The following is a 19,096-nucleotide window of genomic DNA, read 5'->3' on the forward strand; positions in this document are numbered from 1 at the left end:
TGCCTATAATAGTTTGAAACGGTACATGGATTATTTATTTACTTATGAAAAGTACCCTGATTTAAAAATAGAAAAAACAACAAATAGAATTGAAGGGTTATTTAAGGAACTTAAACAAAAATTATCTGTGCATAATGGGTTAAAAAGAATAAATAAGATTTTGTTTATAAAGGATTTTTTAAACCGGAAGAGTAACTAATCCCACACCTTTGTCCATTAAACCTAGAAATGTGAGATTTTAGCGAAAAAATCCCACACTTTTGTCCATTAAGCCTCTTTTTAAACAATGATAGAGGCACTTTCTCTTTTTTATCTAACAATGATTTGAAACCTGCTATTTTTGATAGCGAATTAGCCCTTCTTGTTGGGTGGTCGCAATCAGTTTTCCCTCTTGTGAAAAAATTTGCCCTCTTGCCAGCCCACGTCCACCAAAGGCATTATTACTCTCGATAGCATGGAGATGCCAGTGATTTAAATCAAATGGACGATGAAACCAAATACTGTGGTCAATAGTGGCCACTTTCATTCCTTGTTGCAAAAAGCCTTTTTCATGAGGGTGAAGTGCGGTCAAAATGCAGTGAAAATCAGAGAAATAAGCGAGTAAACATTGCTGAGTAGGCAAATCAAGCGGGGCTTTTCCCTGCGTTTTAAACCATGAGTATTGTTCAGCCGGCAGTTTCATACCCTTAAATGGGTTATTGAGATATTTTGTTCGCATCTCAAAAGGACGTTCTACGACAAATTTTTCTTTTAATGGTGAAGGTAAATTTACGGCCATTTTTTGTATCATCATGTTTTCATCGAGAAAACTTTCCGGTTGCCCGACATCAGGCATGGTGCTTTGATGCTCAAAGCCTTCTTCATTCATTTGAAAGGAAGCGGTGATATGACAAATCACTTCGTTATGCTGAATGGCTTTCACCCTTAGGGCTGAAAAATTTCGCCCTTCACGCAAGGTTTCAACATCGTAAATAATTGGATATTGGCTCTCTCCCGGAGCAAGAAAATAAGCATGGCATGAATGTAAAATTCGATCTTTCGGCGCAACTTGCATCGCTGCCGAAAGTGCCTGTGCCACCACTTGCCCGCCAAATACTTGACGAAGCCCCAAATCTTGACTTTCTCCACGAAAAATTAAATCGTCAATTTTTTCTAATTTTAAGAGTTCAATTAAATGATCAAGACTGCTTTGCATAATGCCTTCCTTTACAAAAAAATGGCTCATTGAGAGTGAGCCATTTTAGCATAAGAATAAGTGCTTCCATTAAAGATGTTTTACCCGACGCTTCACCTCTTCTTGTTTCCCCGCATTAAATGGGCGTGCATCGGGGCTGCCTAAATAACCGCATACACGGCGGGTGACGGAAACTTTACTGCTTTCGTGATTGCCGCATTTCGGGCAAACAAAACCTTTGCTGGTGCAGTGGAATTCACCGGTGAAGCCACATTCGTAGCATTCGTCAATAGGGGTGTTTGTGCCATAGTAAGGGACACGGTCATAGCTGTAATCCCACACATCTTCCAGCGCTTTTAAGTTATGCTGAATATTCGGATATTCGCCATAGCAAATAAAGCCGCCACTGGCTAAAGGCGGGTAGGGCATTTCAAAATCCAATTTATCGTAAGGATTCACTTTCTTTTCAACATCTAAATGATAACTGTTGGTGTAGTAGCCTTTATCGGTCACCCCCTCAATCACCCCAAATTGTTTAGTATCTAAACGACAGAAACGGTCGCATAGGTTTTCACTCGGCGTAGAATAAAGGCTGAAAGCATAGCCTGTTTCTTGTTGCCATTGTTTTACGGCATGATGTAGGTGGCGAACGATCTCAATACCTTTTTCACGCAATTGTTCATCATCAAAAATATGCCCTTTTTGATAAAGCGCATTGACGGTTTCATGAATACCAATGTAGCCGAGTGAAATCGAAGCTCGCCCATTTTTGAAAATTTGTGCGACATTATCATCTGCATTTAAACGTACGCCACAAGCTCCCTCCATATAAAGAATAGGGGCAACTCGTGCTTTGGTGTTTTCAAGGCGGGCAATTCTTGTCATTAAGGCTTTTTTAGCGATAGCAAGACGCTCATCCAAAGTGCGGTAGAATTCTGCCTCGTTTTTTGCTTCTAAAGCGATACGCGGTAAATTCAGGCTCACTACGCCTAAATTGTTGCGCCCATCGTGAATTTCTGTGCCTTGTTCTTCATAAGCCCCTAAGAAACTACGGCAGCCCATTGGGGCTTTAAAAGAGCCGGTAACCTTCACTACTTGATCATAATTGAGGATATCCGGATACATGCGTTTAGAGGCACATTCAAGCGCTAACTGTTTAATATCGTAATTTGGGTCGCCTTTGGCTTGGTTAAGTCCTTTTTTAATGGTGAACACGAGTTTAGGGAAAACCGGTGTTTTGTGGTTTTTACCCAAACCACGAATACGATTTTTTAAAATAGCTTGTTGAATTAAACGGGCTTGCCAACTCGTACCTAAGCCGAACCCAAAGGTGACAAAAGGGGTTTGTCCGTTTGAGGTGTGTAAGGTGTTCACTTCATATTCTAAAGATTGAAAGGCGTCAAAACATTCTTTTTCAATTAAGGCTTTTGCATAACCCTGTGCATCCGGGATTTGCCATTGTTCGGCATTTTTTAAATGTTTTTCATAGCTGATTTGAACATAAGGCGCTAGCACTTCATCAATACGATTAATGGTGGTACCGCCGTAAATATGGCTGGCAACTTGTGCAATAATTTGTGCGGTGACGGCCGTTGCTGTGCTAATGGATTTGGGCGGTTCAATTTCAGCATTGCCCATTTTAAATCCTTGGGAAAGCATACCTTTTAAATCCACTAACATACAATTGAACATGGGGAAAAAAGGCGCATAGTCTAAATCATGATAATGAATTTCCCCTTTCTCATGGGCTTCTACTACATCACGAGGCAGGATATGGTGTTTGGCATAATGTTTTGCCACAATGCCGGCGAGTAAATCCCGTTGGGTTGGGATAACCTTCGCATCTTTATTGGCATTCTCATTTAGCAATTCCACATTGCTTTGTTCAATTAATCCCTCAATTTCTTTATTGAGTTTGCTGCGTTTTTCACGAGCTAAATCACGATCGTGACGATATTCAATATAAGCGCGTGCAATTTGAGGATAGCGGCTTGCCATTAATTTATCTTCAACGATTTTTTGGATTTGATTGATGTCGATTTCTTGTTGATGGAGGCTAAAGATTTCATTGCCGACATCATGACCAATTTGGTGACAATAAAATTCATCCTGAATATTCACCGCATTTGCCGCTTTTTTGATAGCGTGGATAATGCGTTGAATTTCAAAATCCACTCGTGATCCATCACGTTTAATCACACTAAAACTTGTCATTATCTGCTCCGTCTAGGAATGTATGAAAAAAGTGAATGGCACTATATATGGATATAAAAATATAAGCAACACACAATATGTAGTGTTTTTGTTAGGTTTTATGAATTTGGTTATCGATGAAAGCTTGATTTTACTGGGGATAGGAATATTTTATTAATGAGAATTGATCTCAAATAAAATGTCATTTCTTTGATCTTGATCAAATTTTGAAAGGGGAGAGAAACAAAAAACGGCCGAAAAATCGACCGCTCTTTTGTTCGTATGTTAAAGCTTATGCTGCCACCATCACCATTGCCGGGCGAATAACACGGCCATTTAGTGTATAGCCTTTTTGTAACACCGTTGTGATTTGATTGGATTCAAATCCTTCCGCCGGTTGCATGGAAATCGCTTGGTGTAAATCCGGGTTGAAACTTTCACCGACAGCACCAACCGCTTCCACACCATAGCGATCTAAGGTTGAAATCAGCTCTTTTAAGGTGAGTTCAACACCATCAAATAATGCTTTAATACTTTCATCTTCCGTATTGGCCGGCGTTGCCAACGCTCGTTCTAAATTATCAACGGTGTTTAACAAGTCTTTTGAGAATTTTTCTAAAGCGAATTTATGGGCTTTTTCCACATCTTGCTCGGTACGGCGGCGAATATTGTCAATTTCAGCACGGGTGCGAAGTAAAAGATCTTGTTCCTTTTTAGCACTTTCTTCAATTTGTGCTTTGAGTTGTTCTTCTAATTCTTGAACACGGGCAATGGCCTCTTCTAAAGGATCGTCAGTTTCAACCGGTTCAACCGCTTCTTGTTGAATTTCTTCAACTTTTTCTTCATCTACATTCGGCTTTTGTGCTTGTTCAGACATTTTCTTCTCCATTCATTCAAAAATTGGCGGTATTTTAGCAAAATTAAAGTGCTATGTAATATAATGGCGAAAATTTTGAATTCAAGTGCGGTCAATATTCGCCTAAATTGAGTACCAATGAACGAGTTACACAATTCTTTTAAAATTATCGGGTTAGCAGGAAAACCACGCAATGATGTGAACCTGCAAATGCACAAAAATGTTTACCATTGGCTGGTTGAGCGTGGCTATCAGGTGTTGGTAGAAAAAGAGGTGGCAGAAAAACTGGCACTGCCCGCACACACCTTGGCGACTTTAGAACAAATTGGGCAATCGGCACAGCTTGTCATTGTTATTGGGGGCGATGGCAATATGCTTGGGCGTGCCCGTATTTTGGCGAAATATAATATTCCGCTTATTGGCATTAACCGGGGAAATCTTGGATTTTTAACAGATATCGATCCAAAAAATGCTTATGCCCAATTGGAAGCCTGCTTAGAGCAAGGTGAATTTTTTGTGGAAGAACGTTTTCTTTTAGAAGCCCAAATTGAGCGAAATGGTGAAATTGTAGCAAGAGGGAATGCCATCAATGAAGCCGTGATTCACCCGGCAAAAATTGCCCATATGATTGATTTCCATGTGTATATTAATGATAAATTTGCGTTTTCTCAGCGTTCCGATGGATTGATCGTTTCGACACCAACCGGATCGACCGCTTATTCTCTCTCGGCGGGCGGGCCGATTTTGACACCCAATTTAAATGCCATGGCACTTGTGCCGATGTTTCCTCACACTCTCTCATCACGCCCCCTTGTGATTGATGGCGATAGTCAAATTTCTATTCGCTTTGCTGAACATAATACCTCCCAATTGGAAGTGGGGTGCGATAGCCAGATTGCATTGAGTTTTTCACCGGATGATGTGGTTCATATTGCTAAAAGTGAACACAAACTCCGCCTACTTCATCTCAAAAATTACCATTATTACAATGTATTAAGCACAAAACTGGGCTGGTTAAAAAATTTCTAAAGAAACATAAAAAAATCCTTTACTGTATATTAAGTCAGTATTAATATGACAAATATACAGTGATTAAGGATTTTTTTATTATGCTCACCCAACTTACTATTAATAATTTTGCGATTGTTCGCCAGTTAGATATTGAATTTGCCAAAGGCATGTCTGTGATTACCGGTGAAACCGGGGCAGGTAAATCCATTGCTATTGATGCACTGGGTTTATGCTTAGGGCAACGTGTCGAAAGTGCGATGGTCAGAGAGGGGCAAGAGCGGGCAGAAATTTGTGCCGGTTTTTATCTTGAGCCACATAATCCTGCCTATCAGTGGTTACAAGAACAGGAATTGCAAGATGCGGAAAATCCTTCCGAATGTATTTTACGCCGCATCATCAATGCTGATGGGCGTTCTAAAGCCTTTATCAATAGCACACCGGTTTCAGCGGCTCAACTTAAGGAAATTGGACAATATTTGATCCATATTAATGGTCAACACGCTTCTCAACTGTTACTTAAAAATGACTATCAACTTCAATTAGTGGACGGTTTTGCACAACATACCGATTTACTCAATCAAATGCGTGATGATTATCGGGCATGGAAAAATTTGCAAACACAAGTGAAGACATTTCAACAAAAAGTAGCGGAAAATGAATCGAGAAAACAGCTATTACAATATCAAGTTGAAGAGTTAGACGAATTTCACCTCCGCCCGAATGAATACCTTGAATTAGAAGAAGAGCACCGCCGTTTATCAAACAGCGAACAGCTCACCCACCTTTCTCAATCAGCCTTACAACTTTTAAGTGAAAATGAAACGGTGAATATTGATACGATGCTCTACCGTGCTACGCAATATATTCATGAATTGGCTGATCTTGATCCCCGTTATACTGATGTTCAGAACTTATTAAATGAAGCACTGATTCAAGTGCAAGAAGCCACAACTGAAGTGCAACACTTGTCCTCCAATATCGAACAAGATCCGATGTTATTGCAAGAAATCGATCAGCGTATGGGACAAGCCTTACAGTTGGCAAGAAAACATCAGGTGAAACCTGAAGAATTAGTTGAATGGCATCAAAAATTAAAAGCAGAATTGACCGCACTTTTAGATTTTTCTGAAAGTGAAGAAGCGTTAATTGCACAAGAAAAAGCCGCTTTCACACAAATGCAGGCTACTGCAAATGCGTTAACGGCAAGTCGTCAAAAATCTGCTGATCTCTTGGCGAAACAAGTCACAGATTCCATTAAACAGCTTGCAATGGAAAATGCGCAATTTTATGTAGAGTTGAAAACGGATGATGAAAAAATTACCGCAAATGGGGCAGATCAGATTATTTTTACTTTACGCAGTAACCTTGGGCAACAGCCTCAACCGCTCGCTAAAGTAGCTTCAGGGGGGGAGCTTTCTCGAATCTCATTAGCCATTCAAGTGTTAACCTCAGATCAATCGGCGATTCCAACCCTTATCTTTGATGAAGTGGATGTAGGAATTAGTGGTTCAACCGCTAGTGTGGTGGGCAAATTATTACGCCAATTGGGCAATCAATGTCAAGTGCTTTGCGTCACCCATTTACCGCAGGTCGCCAGTTGCGGACATCATCAATTTAATGTTGAAAAATTTACGCTAGAGGGAAAAACGGAAACCAAAATGACCGCACTTTCTCAAGATGAACGTATCCCCGCATTAGCACGTTTATTAGGGGGAAGCCAAGTGACAGAGCTTGCTTTAGCTAATGCGAAAGAAATGTTGGATTCAGCCTGTGAGTAAAACAAAGGGAAATAAAAAACACAGAAAATAAAGAAATTGCTATAATCCGCCCCATTTATTTCTTCAAAAGTTTATCGCAATGTTGGGTCAGCTATGTCATTACAACTGAATATGATCGCACTATTACTGGTCGTTTTAATCATTCTTGGGGTGGTAAGCCATAATAGTGCTATCACTATTTCTGCCGCTGTGTTGTTGATTATGCAGCAAACTTTTTTATCTCAATACATTCCATTTGTTGAAAAATATGGTTTAAAAATTGGGATCATCATTCTGACTGCGGGTGTATTAAGTCCGCTGGTTTCAGGAAAAATCAAGCTCCCGAACTTAACGGATTTTCTCAGCTGGAAAATGGCACTTTCTATCGTAGTGGGTGTCTTTGTGGCCTGGCTGGCAGGAAAAGGTGTTTCCCTAATGGGGGAACAACCGGTATTGGTGACCGGGCTATTAATTGGTACGGTGGCCGGCGTTGCTTTTTTGGGAGGCATTCCCGTTGGGCCGCTTATCGCAGCCGGCATGTTGGCATTATTGTTAGGAAAATGATAGATGAAAAATAAATGGTTATTTATAGCCGCATTAAGCGGTTTTTTCTGTGTGGCATTGGGGGCATTGGCAGCACATGGTTTAACCCATATTTTAGAGGCCAAAGCTCTGGCGTGGATTGATACCGGTCTGAAATATCAACTCTTTCATACCTTAGCGATTTTAGCTGTTGGCTTGTCAGCGTGGAAAAATGACAGATTTGTAAGCTTGGCCGCCATGGCATGGTCGGTAGGAATCGTTTTTTTCAGTGGCAGTTTATATGCTCTTGCCTTTGGTGCAGGTAAGGGGATGGCTTGGCTTACACCGCTTGGCGGTACGTTATTTTTAGTCGGCTGGCTTTGCCTCGCTTACGGTAGTCTAAAAACGAAATCAGAATAATGAAAAAAAGAACGATAAAATCCGAATTTAATCCTTTACAACAAGCCCTTATTGCCCAACTGGATAACCTGATGCTGGTGGAAAAGCGTCGGTTATTTTCGCGTATTCAGGGCATGGCGAAAATTAAAAATCAAGATGCACAACAAGCGGTGGCATCGGAAATTGAACAACAAATCCAGCAGGCAAAATGGCGTGTGGCATGTCGTGAAAGTGCGGTTAAAAATCCGATTGTTTTTCCTGCTGATCTGCCGGTTAGCCAACGTAGAGCGGAAATTGAAAAACGGATATCGGAACACCAAGTCATTGTGGTCGCAGGGGAAACAGGATCGGGCAAAACCACCCAGTTGCCGAAAATGTGCTTAGCCTTAGGGTTAGGTCGATTAGGAATGATTGGACATACTCAACCTCGCCGTATTGCCGCCCGTTCTGTTGCCACTCGTATTGCAGAAGAATTACAAACGGAATTAGGGGATTTGGTGGGATATAAAGTCCGTTTCAATGACCAAATCAGTGAGAATACCCAAATCAAACTAATGACTGATGGGATTTTGCTGGCAGAAATTCAAACGGATCGTTTTCTTAATCAATATTCCTGTTTGATTATTGATGAAGCCCACGAACGCAGTCTTAACAATGATTTTATTCTTGGTTATCTCAAACAGCTTTTACCCCGCCGCCCGGATTTAAAAATCATCATTACCTCCGCCACCATTGATGTGGAACGTTTTTCTAAACATTTCAACAATGCGCCGATTATTGAAGTCTCCGGCAGAACCTATCCTGTGGAAGTGCGTTACCGCCCTATTGCTGATGAAGAGGATCAAGATCAGTTACAAGGGATTTTAAATGCGGTGGATGAGCTTCAGTCAGAAGGCAGAGGCGATATTTTAATTTTTATGAATGGCGAGCGAGAAATTCGTGATACCGCAGAAGCGTTACAGAAACAAAATTTGAAACATACGGAAATTCTCCCACTCTTTGCCCGCCTTTCTGCACAGGAACAAAATAAAATTTTTCATCCTAGCGGATTAAATCGCATTGTCCTTGCCACGAATGTGGCAGAAACCTCGCTTACCGTACCGGGCATTAAATATGTAATTGACCCCGGTACGGCTCGAATTTCCCGTTATAGCTATCGGACGAAAGTTCAACGCTTGCCCATTGAGCCGATTTCACAGGCTTCTGCTAATCAGCGTAAAGGGCGTTGTGGACGGGTGAGTGAAGGCATCTGTATTCGTCTTTATTCCGAGGAAGATTTTAATTCTCGCCCTGAATTTACCGATCCTGAAATTTTACGCACCAATTTAGCCTCTGTGATTTTACAAATGACCGCATTGGGCTTGGATGATATTGAAGCTTTTCCTTTTGTTGATGCGCCGGATAGACGGCATATCCAAGATGGCGTGAAATTGTTAGAAGAGTTAGAGGCATTTGAAACCATTAAAACAAAATCAGGTGAAAAACGCCGATTAACCCAAACTGGCCGTCAGCTTGCCCAACTGCCGGTTGATCCCCGGTTAGCAAAAATGTTGCTAAGTGCGGTCAATTTTGCTTGTGTTTATGAAGCGATGGTGATCGTTTCCGCACTCTCCATTCAAGACCCCCGTGAACGCCCAACGGAAAAACAACAAGCCGCAGATGAAAAACATCGCCGTTTTGCCGATAAAAAATCCGATTTCTTGGCATTCTTAAATCTTTGGCATTATGTTCAAGAACAGCAAAAAAACTTGAGTAAAAATCAATTTCGCCGCCAGTGTCAAAAAGATTTCTTAAATTACTTACGCATCCGAGAATGGCAGGATATTTATCATCAAATTCGTCTTTCTGTGCGAGAAATGGGGCTACCGATTAATTCTGAAAAAGCGCAATACCAACAAATCCATAGCGCACTTTTAAGTGGTTTATTGTTACACATCGGGCTGAAAGAAGTGGAAAAACAACAGTATCTTGGCGCCCGTAATGCCCATTTTGCCATTTTTCCTAACTCCGTCCTTTTCAAAAAACAGCCGAAATGGGTGATGGCGGCAGAATTGGTGGAGACCTCAAAACTTTGGGGGCGAATGGTGGCAGAAATTGAACCGGAATGGATAGAGCCACTTGCTGAGCATTTGGTGAAAAAATCTTATGCAGAGCCTCGTTGGTCAAAATCTCGTGGTGCAGTGATAGCCGATGAAAAAGTGAGTTTATACGGTGTGCCGATTGTGCAGGCAAGAGCGGTAAATTATGGTGCGATTGACCCAATTGTGAGCCGAGAGATTTTTATTCAATCGGCTTTAGTGGAAGGGAATTGGCATACCAAACATCATTTCTTCAAACAAAATCAAAGATTGATTAATGAAATTGAGGAATTGGAGCATAAAAGTCGTCGTCGAGATATTTTGGTTGATGAACGGGCCCTTTTCGAATTTTACGATCAACGTATCGGCACCGAAGTGGTTTCACAAAAACATTTTGATACTTGGTGGAAAAAAGCCTCAAAACAGGATGGGGAATTATTGAATTTTGAACGCGCTTTTCTTATTAATGAAGGGGCGGACAAAGTTAGTAAACTGGATTTCCCTAATTTTTGGCATCAAGGCAATCTAAAGCTGAAACTCACCTATCAATTTGAACCGGGCACAGAGGCGGACGGTGTGACGGTGCATATTCCTCTACCATTGCTTAATCAGGTAGAAATGACAGGCTTTGACTGGCAAATTCCAGGATTACGAGAGGAATTAGTGATTGCGTTGATTAAATCGTTGCCAAAAACCCATCGCCGTCATTTTGTTCCGGCACCGAATTATGCCCAAGCATTTTTAGGCCGGGCAGTTCCTTTAGAAAAACCGTTGCTGGATACGCTTATTTACGAATTGCGTCGTATGACCGGTGTAACAGTGGAAGCGGAACATTGGAATTGGGCACAAATTCCAAGTCATTTAAAAATGACCTTCCGTGTGGTGGATGAAAAAGGCAAGAAAATTGCCGAATCCATGGATTTGGATCGGCTCAAATTTGATCTTAAAGAACGTGTGCAGGAAAGCCTTTCTGCTGTCGCCGATGATGCTATTGAACAGACAGGTGTACATGTTTGGAATTTTGCCGATTTGCCGCAATTTTATGAGCAAAAAAAACAAGGTTTCAGCGTAAAAGCCTTTCCTGCGTTGGTCGATGAAAAAGAATCGGTAGGGATCAAACTTTTTGAAACTGAGTTTGAACAAAAAGTGGCAATGCAGCAAGGGTTACGCCGATTATTGCTACTTAACGTTCCGTCACCTATTAAATATCTTCATGAAAAATTACCGAATAAAGCGAAACTTGGTTTGTATTTCACCCCATTTGGGCGAGTGTTGGATTTAATTGATGATTGCATTGCTTGTGCGGTGGATAAACTGATTGAAGATTTTGGTGGTTTTGTGTGGAGCGAAGAGGGGTTTGAAAAACTACGGGATGTTGTGCGTGAAAATCTGAATGAGGTGACGGTGGATATCGCACAAAAAGTAGAACAAATTTTAACCTTTAGTCACGGATTAAACCAACGTTTAAAAGGTAAAATGGATTTCACCATGGCGTTTGCCCTTTCGGATATAAAATCGCAATTGAGCGGTTTGGTGTATCAAGGTTTTGTGCAGAAAAGTGGGTATTCTCGTTTGCCTGATCTATTGCGTTATTTACAAGCGATTGATAAGCGTATTGATAAACTGGCGCAAGATGTAAACCGTGATCGTGCAGCCATGTTGCGTGTAGAGCAAGTGCAACAAGCTTATCAGCAATTATTGGCGAAATTACCCAAATCCAAACCAATTTCTGATGAGGTGGCAGAAATTCGCTATATGATCGAAGAATTACGCGTGAGTTTGTTTGCCCAACAGTTGGGAACAAAATATCAGGTATCGGATAAACGGATTTTGAATTTGATTTCCGAATATTAACCAAGAGAAAAATAAAGAGAGAATATTCTTTTGAAACAGAGCGAGTGATTTATCGTGAAGCGCCAGTGATCATAAATCAATCACTGGCATTTTATTTTTTGTGAGCCACGTCAAAGTTTCAACAAAAAATATTAACCTTTTATTTGTTTTATTGTCTTTTGAGCGTATGATTTTCACTCGCAGTATTTGGAGAAAAAGATGTCTGAAATTCAACAGTTTAGCCAGCGTGATATTGAAATTCTGAAGGAGGATGTCCTGTATGAAGGCTTTTTCACGCTCAAGAAAATTCAATTTAAACACAAACTTTTTGCCGGTGGTGAAAGTGGTGTTGTAGAGCGTGAATTACTGATTAAAGGTGCAGCCGTTGCCGTGATTGCTTACGATCCGAAAGAAGATACGGTGGTATTGGTGGAGCAGGTCCGTATTGGGGCTGCTTATCATCCTGAATCAAAGCGTTCTCCTTGGTTATTGGAGTTAATTGCCGGTATGGTAGAAAAAGGCGAACGGCCGGAAGAGGTGGCCTTGCGAGAAAGTGAAGAAGAAGCCGGGGTGAGTGTAAAACACCTCACTCATTGTCTTAGCGTGTGGGATAGTCCCGGTGGCGTGGTTGAACGGATTCATTTATTCGTAGGGGAGGTGGATAGTACAAAAGCAAAAGGAATTCACGGTTTGGCTTGTGAAAATGAAGACATTCTCGTACACGTTGTAAAACGTGAACAGGCGTATCAATGGATGTGCGAAGGGAAAATTGATAATGGCATTGCAGTGATGGGTTTGCAATGGCTTCAATTAAATTATGCTCAGTTGCAACAACGTTGGCAGTAAGGTGAGGAGTCATCTATGAAAAATACGTTTGTCTATCAGGCCGAAAAGCCGATTGTGAAATTATTACAAATTACCGATCCCCATTTATTTAAAGATGAAAAAAATGAATTATTGGGGATCAATACCCAAGCCAGTTTTGCCCAAGTTTTGAAAGAAATTCAACAAGAAAACCGAGAGTTTGATGTCATACTGACAACCGGTGATTTAGTGCAAGATAGCAGTGATGAGGGCTATCAGCGTTTTGTGAAAATGGTAAAACCTTTTGGCGTGCCGGTATTTTGGATACCCGGTAATCATGATTTCCAACCGAAAATGGTGGAAAATCTCAACCAACCTCCTATGGAGAGGGCAAAACATATTTTGTTGGGCGCACATTGGCAGATTTTGCTGTTGGATAGTCAAGTTTACGGCGTGCCTCATGGCGAATTGAGTCAATATCAACTGGATTTGTTGAAAACCACATTAGAAAAATATCCTGAACATCATACATTAATTGTGTTTCATCACCATGTATTGCCCACCAATTCTGCTTGGCTTGATCAACATAATTTGCGTAATTCCCATGATTTATTTGACATACTTTTACCCTTTAAAAATGTAAAAGGGATTTTATACGGGCATATTCATCAACAGGTAGATAGCTTTTGGCAAGGCTATCAAGTGATGGCAACCCCTTCAACCTGTATTCAGTTTAAAGCCGACAGCCAGCATTTTGCGCTTGATGAAGCACAGCCCGGTTGGCGGGAAATTGAATTGCATCCTGATGGTTTGATTGTGACGAGAGTAAAGCGGATTACACAAACAAGGTTTTTGCCGAATATGGAAGAAGAAGGGTATTAAATAAAGGATAAAGTGCGGTCAAGAATGGCCGCATTTTTTACTTTCAAAAACCGTAAGAGGTAAATTTTGGCTGGTAAGAATGGGGACAAATTTGTACAATAGCCCACTATTTTTATTGGATTGATTAATAATTTTGGAAAGATGACACAAAAATTACATATTAAAACTTGGGGCTGCCAGATGAATGAATATGATTCGTCAAAAATGGCGGATTTACTGTTAAGCACCCATGGACTTGAATTGACCGACATTCCCGAAGAAGCGGATGTATTATTACTAAACACCTGTTCTATTCGTGAAAAAGCCCAAGAGAAAGTCTTTCATCAGTTAGGACGTTGGAAAGAATTAAAAAAGCATAACCCGAATTTAGTGATCGGGGTGGGCGGTTGTGTGGCATCGCAAGAGGGAGAGCATATCCGCCATCGTGCCCCTTATGTGGATATTATTTTTGGGCCGCAAACCTTACATCGATTACCGGAAATGATTAATCAAATTCGTGGTGGTAAAAGTTCGGTGGTGGATGTCAGCTTCCCTGAAATTGAAAAATTTGATCGTTTACCGGAGCCTCGTGCAGAAGGGCCGACCGCCTTTGTTTCCATTATGGAGGGGTGTAACAAATATTGCACCTTCTGTGTCGTGCCTTACACCCGTGGTGAAGAAGTCAGCCGACCGGTGGATGATGTTCTCTTTGAGATTGCCCAATTGGCAGAACAGGGCGTGCGTGAAGTGAATTTACTCGGTCAAAATGTGAATGCTTATCGTGGGCCGACTCATGATGGGCAGATTTGTAGTTTTGCCGAATTACTTCGTTTAGTGGCTTCCATTGACGGTATTGACCGTTTGCGTTTCACCACAAGCCATCCCATTGAATTTACCGATGATATTATTGATGTCTATCGTGATACCCCGGAATTAGTGAGCTTCCTGCATTTACCGGTTCAATCCGGTTCGGATCGGGTATTGACGATGATGAAACGTAGCCATACGGCATTAGAATATAAATCCATTATTCGTAAGCTACGCGCGGTTCGTCCAGATATTCAAATTAGCTCTGATTTTATTGTAGGCTTCCCGGGAGAAACCGCAGAAGATTTTGAGCAAACCATGAACCTTATCGCACAAGTGAACTTTGATATGAGTTTCAGCTTTGTTTATTCCGCCCGTCCGGGAACACCGGCCGCCGATATGCCTGATGATGTGACGGAAGAAGAGAAAAAACAACGCTTATATGTTTTACAAGAGCGTATTAATCAACAGGCTGCACAATTTAGTCGCCGTATGTTAGGAACAGAGCAACGGGTGTTGGTTGAAGGACCATCGAAAAAAGATATCATGGAACTGACCGGAAGAACGGAAACAAACCGTATTGTGAATTTCCAAGGCTCACCGGAGATGATCGGAAAATTTGTTGATGTGAAAATCACCGATGTTTACACCAATTCTTTACGGGGGGAAGTGGTTCGCACTGAAGATGAAATGGGATTACGCATTTCCCAATCGCCACAAGAAGTGATGAACCGAACCCGAAAAGAGGATGAATTAGGCGTTGGACGTTATCACGGATAAGGTTAAATAGGCCGGTTTTATACCGGCCTTATTTGTCTTTTAGGGCGCTTTTTGCTCATTAAACCGATAAAGTATCCTTGTCCTCTTTCCATAAAATAATGTCATTATCTATTTCAATTAAAGCCTTCAAGCTTATGTTATAATTGCCAAAATTTTTTTCTTGAGATCCCAAATGAAACAACTATTCGCCACCACCTCCCGTGGCTTTGAAGAACTGCTAAAAGTTGAGCTAACCGAGCTCGGTGCTTTGGATACCAAAGTGGTACAGGGCGGTGTGCATTTTCAAGCCGATGAGGAAACCCTTTATCGTACTTTGCTTTGGTCCCGCCTTGCCTCACGCATTTTATTGCCTTTAATTGAAACCAAAATTTACAGTGATTTAGATCTCTATGCGGCGGTTTCAGCCTTTAATTGGCTTGCACACTTTGATGAGCGAGTCACCTTTTTTGTGGATTTTAACGGCACTAACCGAGAAATTCGCCATACTCAGTTTGGCGCAATGCGGGTGAAAGACGGCATTGTGGATTACTTTGAACGGCAAGGCAAAGCCCGCCCGAATGTGGATAAAATGCAACCGGATGTGCGTATTCATGCTTATTTGAATCGTGAAGAATTCGTGATTTCCCTTGATCTGAGCGGAGAAGCATTGCATTTACGGGGTTATCGTGAAGATACCGGTCAAGCCCCTTTGCGTGAAACCTTGGCTGCGGCGATAGTGTTGCGTTCCGGTTGGAAAGTGGGGACACCGTTGGTGGATCCTATGTGTGGCTCAGGTACATTGCTTATTGAAGCAGCACAAATGGAAGCCCATATCGCCCCTCAATTACATCGACTACATTGGGGATTCGATTTTTGGAAAGGACATAATCAAACGGTTTGGGAAAAGGTGAAGAATGAAGCCATTCTGGCGGCAGAAGAAAAACAAGGCAAAATTCAACCGCACTTTTATGGCTTTGATCTCGATCATCGCGTATTAAAAAAAGCCCAACGCAATGCGAAAAATGCCGGTGTTGCACATTTGATAAAATGGCAACAAGGTGATGTGGCCGCCCTCATTAATCCAACGCCGAATGAAGTCGGCACGGTAATTTGTAATCCGCCCTATGGTGAACGCTTAGGCACGACACCGGCGTTGATAGCCCTTTATTCCATCTTTGGACAACGTTTGAAAAAAGCCTTTGGGGGGTGGAATGCTTCGGTTTTTAGTAGTGAAGCGACTTTACTGGATTGTTTGAGAATGCGGGCCAATCGCCAATTCAAAGCGAAGAATGGGCCATTGGATTGTGTTCAGAAAAATTATCAGATTGCTGCTCGAATGAGCGAAGAAAGTGATCTTAAAAATTCCCTTGAATTTAACCGCACTTCAGAAGTGGCGGTGGATTTCGCTAATCGCTTACAAAAAAATATCAAGAAAATTGAAAAATGGGCGAAACAGCAAGGATTAGATGCCTATCGTCTTTATGATGCGGATTTGCCGGAATATAACCTTGCGGTGGATCGTTATGCCGATCATATTGTGGTGCAAGAATATGCCGCCCCTAAAAATATTGATGAAAATAAAGCGCGCCAACGTTTGTTGGATGCGGTAACGGCAACTTTGAACGTGACTGCTGTGGAAACCAACAAACTGATTTTAAAAGTTCGCCAAAAGCAAAAGGGTACCAATCAATATGAAAAATTAGCCAATAAAGGCGAGTATTTTTATGTGAATGAATACGGTGCACAACTTTGGGTCAATTTAACGGATTATTTGGATACCGGATTGTTTTTAGATCATCGCCTCACCCGAAAAATGGTGGGGGAGTTGGCGAAAGGGAAAGATTTCCTGAATTTGTTTGCCTATACGGGATCTGCCACTGTTCATGCGGCATTAGGCGGTGCAAAATCCACCACTACGGTCGATATGTCAAATACCTATCTCAACTGGGCAGAACAAAATCTTATTTTGAATGATCTTGAAGGCAAACAACACAAACTAATCCAAGCGGATTGTTTGCAATGGTTGGAGAAATGTGATCGTCAGTTTGATTTAATTTTTGTGGATCCGCCCACCTTTTCCAATTCAAAACGCATGGAAGCCAGCTGGGATGTTCAGCGTGATCACATTAAATTAATGACAAATTTAAAACGCATTTTACGCCAAGGCGGCACCATTGTTTTTTCTAATAATAAACGGGGCTTCAAAATGGATTTTGCCGGGCTGGAGGCATTGGGGTTAAGTGCAGTGGAAATTTCCCACAAAACCTTACCACTGGATTTTGAACGCAACAAACAAATTCATAATTGTTGGTTGGTGACGGAAAAATAGTGCTGGGTGGCGTGAATGATTTATTCTTCACTCACGAATTGATTTTCCGCGTAATTTTATCAAAATGTAGGGACACACTGCGAGTGTCCGAATTTTAACCTATCAAAATAATTTGGATTTTTATTATGGACACACGCAGTGTGTCCTACAACCCAATCTCAAGTTCATAACCCATTCATTGCATTAATGATCCTTATTTCATCAAATTTTTCAATGTCCTGTGCATAAATTGTGGCTTCTCTAATTTTGCCTTCCTGCAATAATTTTTCTCGTTGTGTGCCGGCTAATAACGGCGTATCGGGCGTGAGCCATTGACTGCCTTGACGGAAAATAAGATTGCCGATGGAACAATCTGTCACCTTTCCCTGTTTAATAATCATAATCTCATCGCAATTTCCCCGTTGGGCGAAAAGAGAATTGAGCAAATCCCGATTGGCATATTTCAGGCTGTAATCAATTTCATCACAAACAATGGGCTGAAAAGTGCGGTAGGTTTTTCGCTTATATTCAAAATACTGAATTTGTGTGCTTTCCGCATTGTAATCAATACGACAACGCACCAATTGATTTTGTAAGTGAGATGGCAGTTGGATTCGCCCAAAAAGATTGAAAATTTTGACCGCACTTTTGCCATAGAATTGTCGCAAGCTTCGTTCATAACGGGCTTGATGATATTCAATGTTGAGAATGTTGCCCTGTTCAATGGCAAGGGTTTCAAATAGGGGAAACATTAATTTTTCCCCTTAATCGGTAAGTAAACTTTTTCGAGTAATTCTTGGTATTCATCTTCCACACGGCTTTGAATGGTAATACCGCCCCCGCTGTGAAAATAATATTTGTCGCCCACCTGAGAGATAAAGCGAATCGCGACGGCACTTTGTAGGTTTTTACCATCAAAAAGGCCAAAAATACCGGTGTAATAACCTCGTGGTTGGCGTTCTGCTTGTTGAATAATATGTACAGTTTTTTCTTTGGGAGCACCACTAATCGATCCGGCCGGTAATAATGTAGCAAGCAAATCACCAATATTTTCTTGCCAGTTTTCGTCTAATTCACCGCAGATCTCCGAACTTGTCTGCAAAATTTCACCTTTTTGCGTAGCAATGCGATCGACATAACGGAATGTGGTGACCTGAATATTGCTCGCCACCATGGCTAAATCGTTACGCATTAAATCCACAATGGTGTAGTGCTCACGTTGTTCTTTTTCATCATTTAACAACCGGTTTTCCGCATCAGGTAAAGCGGCGTTGATTGTGCCTTTCATGGGATAAGTGAAAATTTTATTGTTTTGAATATGGATAAAACATTCCGGTGAAAAGCAAACAAATTGATTTTTTAACCATAATTTATAAGGGGCATCCGCTTGATAAAAAAGCGATTCAAAATCAATATTTCCCGTAATTTCAGTGGGATAGGTTAAATTTAATAAATAGGAGTTTCCCTGTTGTAATTGTTGTTGTACCACATCAAAACGTTGCTGATATTGAGCAAAAGCAGGAGGATGTTTTTCAATAGAAATGGCTTGTTGGGCTTTATCGAGATAGTTGGTTTGGCCTTGAAGATTAAAATAAATGCCTTGGTTTGCGGCTTCTTCTAAAGGAAAAATTAAGGGTTTTTGCTGTTCAAAATCAATCAAAAAAAAGAAGGGGAGGGATTTTGCCCCATACTGATTGGCTTGTTGGATAAAATGTTGCATTGTGCTATTTCTAA

Annotated in this window: 14 protein-coding genes and 1 pseudogene; 10 read left to right on the forward strand and 5 right to left on the reverse strand. The window is 41.2% G+C overall.

Features of this window, described 5'->3' with window-relative positions; all coding sequences use genetic code 11:
- Positions 1–199: pseudogene (locus BKK48_RS10045) on the forward strand (IS256 family transposase, variant Zn-binding type); the annotation flags it as partial.
- Positions 200–334: 135 nt separating this feature from the next.
- Here the strand turns inward: BKK48_RS10045 and tesB are convergent.
- The 3 genes from tesB to grpE form a co-directional block, all read right to left on the reverse strand.
- A complete protein-coding gene (gene tesB / locus BKK48_RS08100) occupies positions 335–1,195 on the reverse strand; it encodes an acyl-CoA thioesterase II (protein ID WP_077427673.1) in 861 nt (286 codons plus the stop codon).
- 69 nt (positions 1,196–1,264) lie between these two features.
- Entirely contained in the window at positions 1,265–3,388 is a 2,124-nt protein-coding gene (gene nrdD, locus BKK48_RS08105) for an anaerobic ribonucleoside-triphosphate reductase (protein ID WP_077427675.1), read from the reverse strand.
- A 271-nt stretch (positions 3,389–3,659) separates the two neighbouring features.
- On the reverse strand, positions 3,660–4,244 hold the full coding sequence (grpE, locus tag BKK48_RS08110; RefSeq protein ID WP_077427677.1) for a nucleotide exchange factor GrpE: 585 nt from the start codon (positions 4,242–4,244) through the stop codon (positions 3,660–3,662).
- 117 nt (positions 4,245–4,361) lie between these two features.
- On the opposite strand from grpE, the gene BKK48_RS08115 reads away from it, so the two are divergent.
- From BKK48_RS08115 to rlmKL, 9 genes are all read left to right on the forward strand, one after another.
- A complete protein-coding gene (locus BKK48_RS08115) occupies positions 4,362–5,252 on the forward strand; it encodes an NAD(+) kinase (RefSeq protein WP_077427679.1) in 891 nt (296 codons plus the stop codon).
- 80 nt (positions 5,253–5,332) lie between these two features.
- Complete coding sequence (gene recN / locus BKK48_RS08120; RefSeq protein ID WP_077427681.1) at positions 5,333–7,012, forward strand: DNA repair protein RecN; 1,680 nt, start codon at positions 5,333–5,335, stop codon at positions 7,010–7,012.
- A gap of 93 nt (positions 7,013–7,105) precedes the next feature.
- On the forward strand, positions 7,106–7,555 hold the full coding sequence (locus tag BKK48_RS08125) for a DUF441 domain-containing protein (RefSeq protein ID WP_077427683.1): 450 nt from the start codon (positions 7,106–7,108) through the stop codon (positions 7,553–7,555).
- Between the two features lie 3 nt (positions 7,556–7,558).
- Entirely contained in the window at positions 7,559–7,933 is a 375-nt protein-coding gene (locus BKK48_RS08130) for a DUF423 domain-containing protein (RefSeq protein WP_077427685.1), read from the forward strand.
- Positions 7,933–11,844 (forward strand): ATP-dependent RNA helicase HrpA, encoded by a 3,912-nt coding sequence (gene hrpA / locus BKK48_RS08135; RefSeq protein ID WP_077427687.1) that lies wholly within the window; start codon positions 7,933–7,935, stop codon positions 11,842–11,844. Before BKK48_RS08130 ends, hrpA begins: the two co-directional genes overlap by 1 nt.
- Positions 11,845–12,042: 198 nt before the next feature.
- The gene (gene nudF, locus BKK48_RS08140) at positions 12,043–12,669 is read left to right on the forward strand and encodes an ADP-ribose diphosphatase (protein ID WP_077427689.1); all 627 of its coding nucleotides are present in this window, start codon (positions 12,043–12,045) and stop codon (positions 12,667–12,669) included.
- Between the two features lie 15 nt (positions 12,670–12,684).
- Complete coding sequence (gene cpdA / locus BKK48_RS08145) at positions 12,685–13,509, forward strand: 3',5'-cyclic-AMP phosphodiesterase (RefSeq protein WP_077427691.1); 825 nt, start codon at positions 12,685–12,687, stop codon at positions 13,507–13,509.
- Between the two features lie 141 nt (positions 13,510–13,650).
- Positions 13,651–15,075, forward strand: a complete 1,425-nt coding sequence (gene miaB / locus BKK48_RS08150; protein WP_077427693.1) for a tRNA (N6-isopentenyl adenosine(37)-C2)-methylthiotransferase MiaB — start codon at positions 13,651–13,653, stop codon at positions 15,073–15,075.
- 172 nt (positions 15,076–15,247) lie between these two features.
- On the forward strand, positions 15,248–17,383 hold the full coding sequence (gene rlmKL / locus BKK48_RS08155; RefSeq protein ID WP_077427695.1) for a bifunctional 23S rRNA (guanine(2069)-N(7))-methyltransferase RlmK/23S rRNA (guanine(2445)-N(2))-methyltransferase RlmL: 2,136 nt from the start codon (positions 15,248–15,250) through the stop codon (positions 17,381–17,383).
- Between the two features lie 164 nt (positions 17,384–17,547).
- Here the strand turns inward: rlmKL and BKK48_RS08160 are convergent, their stop codons facing one another.
- Together BKK48_RS08160 and BKK48_RS08165 are read right to left on the reverse strand one after the other, a co-directional pair.
- Positions 17,548–18,114: an aminotransferase class IV family protein gene (locus BKK48_RS08160; protein WP_077427697.1), complete on the reverse strand. Its 567-nt coding sequence runs from the start codon at positions 18,112–18,114 to the stop codon at positions 17,548–17,550.
- On the reverse strand, positions 18,114–19,082 hold the full coding sequence (locus BKK48_RS08165; RefSeq protein WP_077427699.1) for an aminodeoxychorismate synthase component I: 969 nt from the start codon (positions 19,080–19,082) through the stop codon (positions 18,114–18,116). Before BKK48_RS08165 ends, BKK48_RS08160 begins: the two co-directional genes overlap by 1 nt.
- Positions 19,083–19,096 lie beyond the last annotated feature (14 nt).

It is taken from the genome of Rodentibacter heidelbergensis, assembly GCF_002000125.1.
In the GTDB taxonomy this organism is placed as follows: Bacteria; Pseudomonadota; Gammaproteobacteria; order Enterobacterales; family Pasteurellaceae; genus Rodentibacter; species Rodentibacter heidelbergensis.

Excerpts from the sequence above, each read along its gene's own strand:
- tesB (WP_077427673.1), bottom strand. The coding sequence starts at position 1,195 with ATGCAAAGCAGTCTTGATCATTTAATTGAACTCTTAAAATTAGAAAAA.
- nrdD (WP_077427675.1), bottom strand. The coding sequence starts at position 3,388 with ATGACAAGTTTTAGTGTGATTAAACGTGATGGATCACGAGTGGATTTT.
- grpE (WP_077427677.1), bottom strand. The coding sequence starts at position 4,244 with ATGTCTGAACAAGCACAAAAGCCGAATGTAGATGAAGAAAAAGTTGAA.
- BKK48_RS08115 (WP_077427679.1), top strand. The coding sequence starts at position 4,362 with ATGAACGAGTTACACAATTCTTTTAAAATTATCGGGTTAGCAGGAAAA.
- recN (WP_077427681.1), top strand. The coding sequence starts at position 5,333 with ATGCTCACCCAACTTACTATTAATAATTTTGCGATTGTTCGCCAGTTA.
- BKK48_RS08125 (WP_077427683.1), top strand. The coding sequence starts at position 7,106 with ATGTCATTACAACTGAATATGATCGCACTATTACTGGTCGTTTTAATC.
- BKK48_RS08130 (WP_077427685.1), top strand. The coding sequence starts at position 7,559 with ATGAAAAATAAATGGTTATTTATAGCCGCATTAAGCGGTTTTTTCTGT.
- hrpA (WP_077427687.1), top strand. The coding sequence starts at position 7,933 with ATGAAAAAAAGAACGATAAAATCCGAATTTAATCCTTTACAACAAGCC.
- nudF (WP_077427689.1), top strand. The coding sequence starts at position 12,043 with ATGTCTGAAATTCAACAGTTTAGCCAGCGTGATATTGAAATTCTGAAG.
- cpdA (WP_077427691.1), top strand. The coding sequence starts at position 12,685 with ATGAAAAATACGTTTGTCTATCAGGCCGAAAAGCCGATTGTGAAATTA.
- miaB (WP_077427693.1), top strand. The coding sequence starts at position 13,651 with ATGACACAAAAATTACATATTAAAACTTGGGGCTGCCAGATGAATGAA.
- rlmKL (WP_077427695.1), top strand. The coding sequence starts at position 15,248 with ATGAAACAACTATTCGCCACCACCTCCCGTGGCTTTGAAGAACTGCTA.
- BKK48_RS08160 (WP_077427697.1), bottom strand. The coding sequence starts at position 18,114 with ATGTTTCCCCTATTTGAAACCCTTGCCATTGAACAGGGCAACATTCTC.
- BKK48_RS08165 (WP_077427699.1), bottom strand. The coding sequence starts at position 19,082 with ATGCAACATTTTATCCAACAAGCCAATCAGTATGGGGCAAAATCCCTC.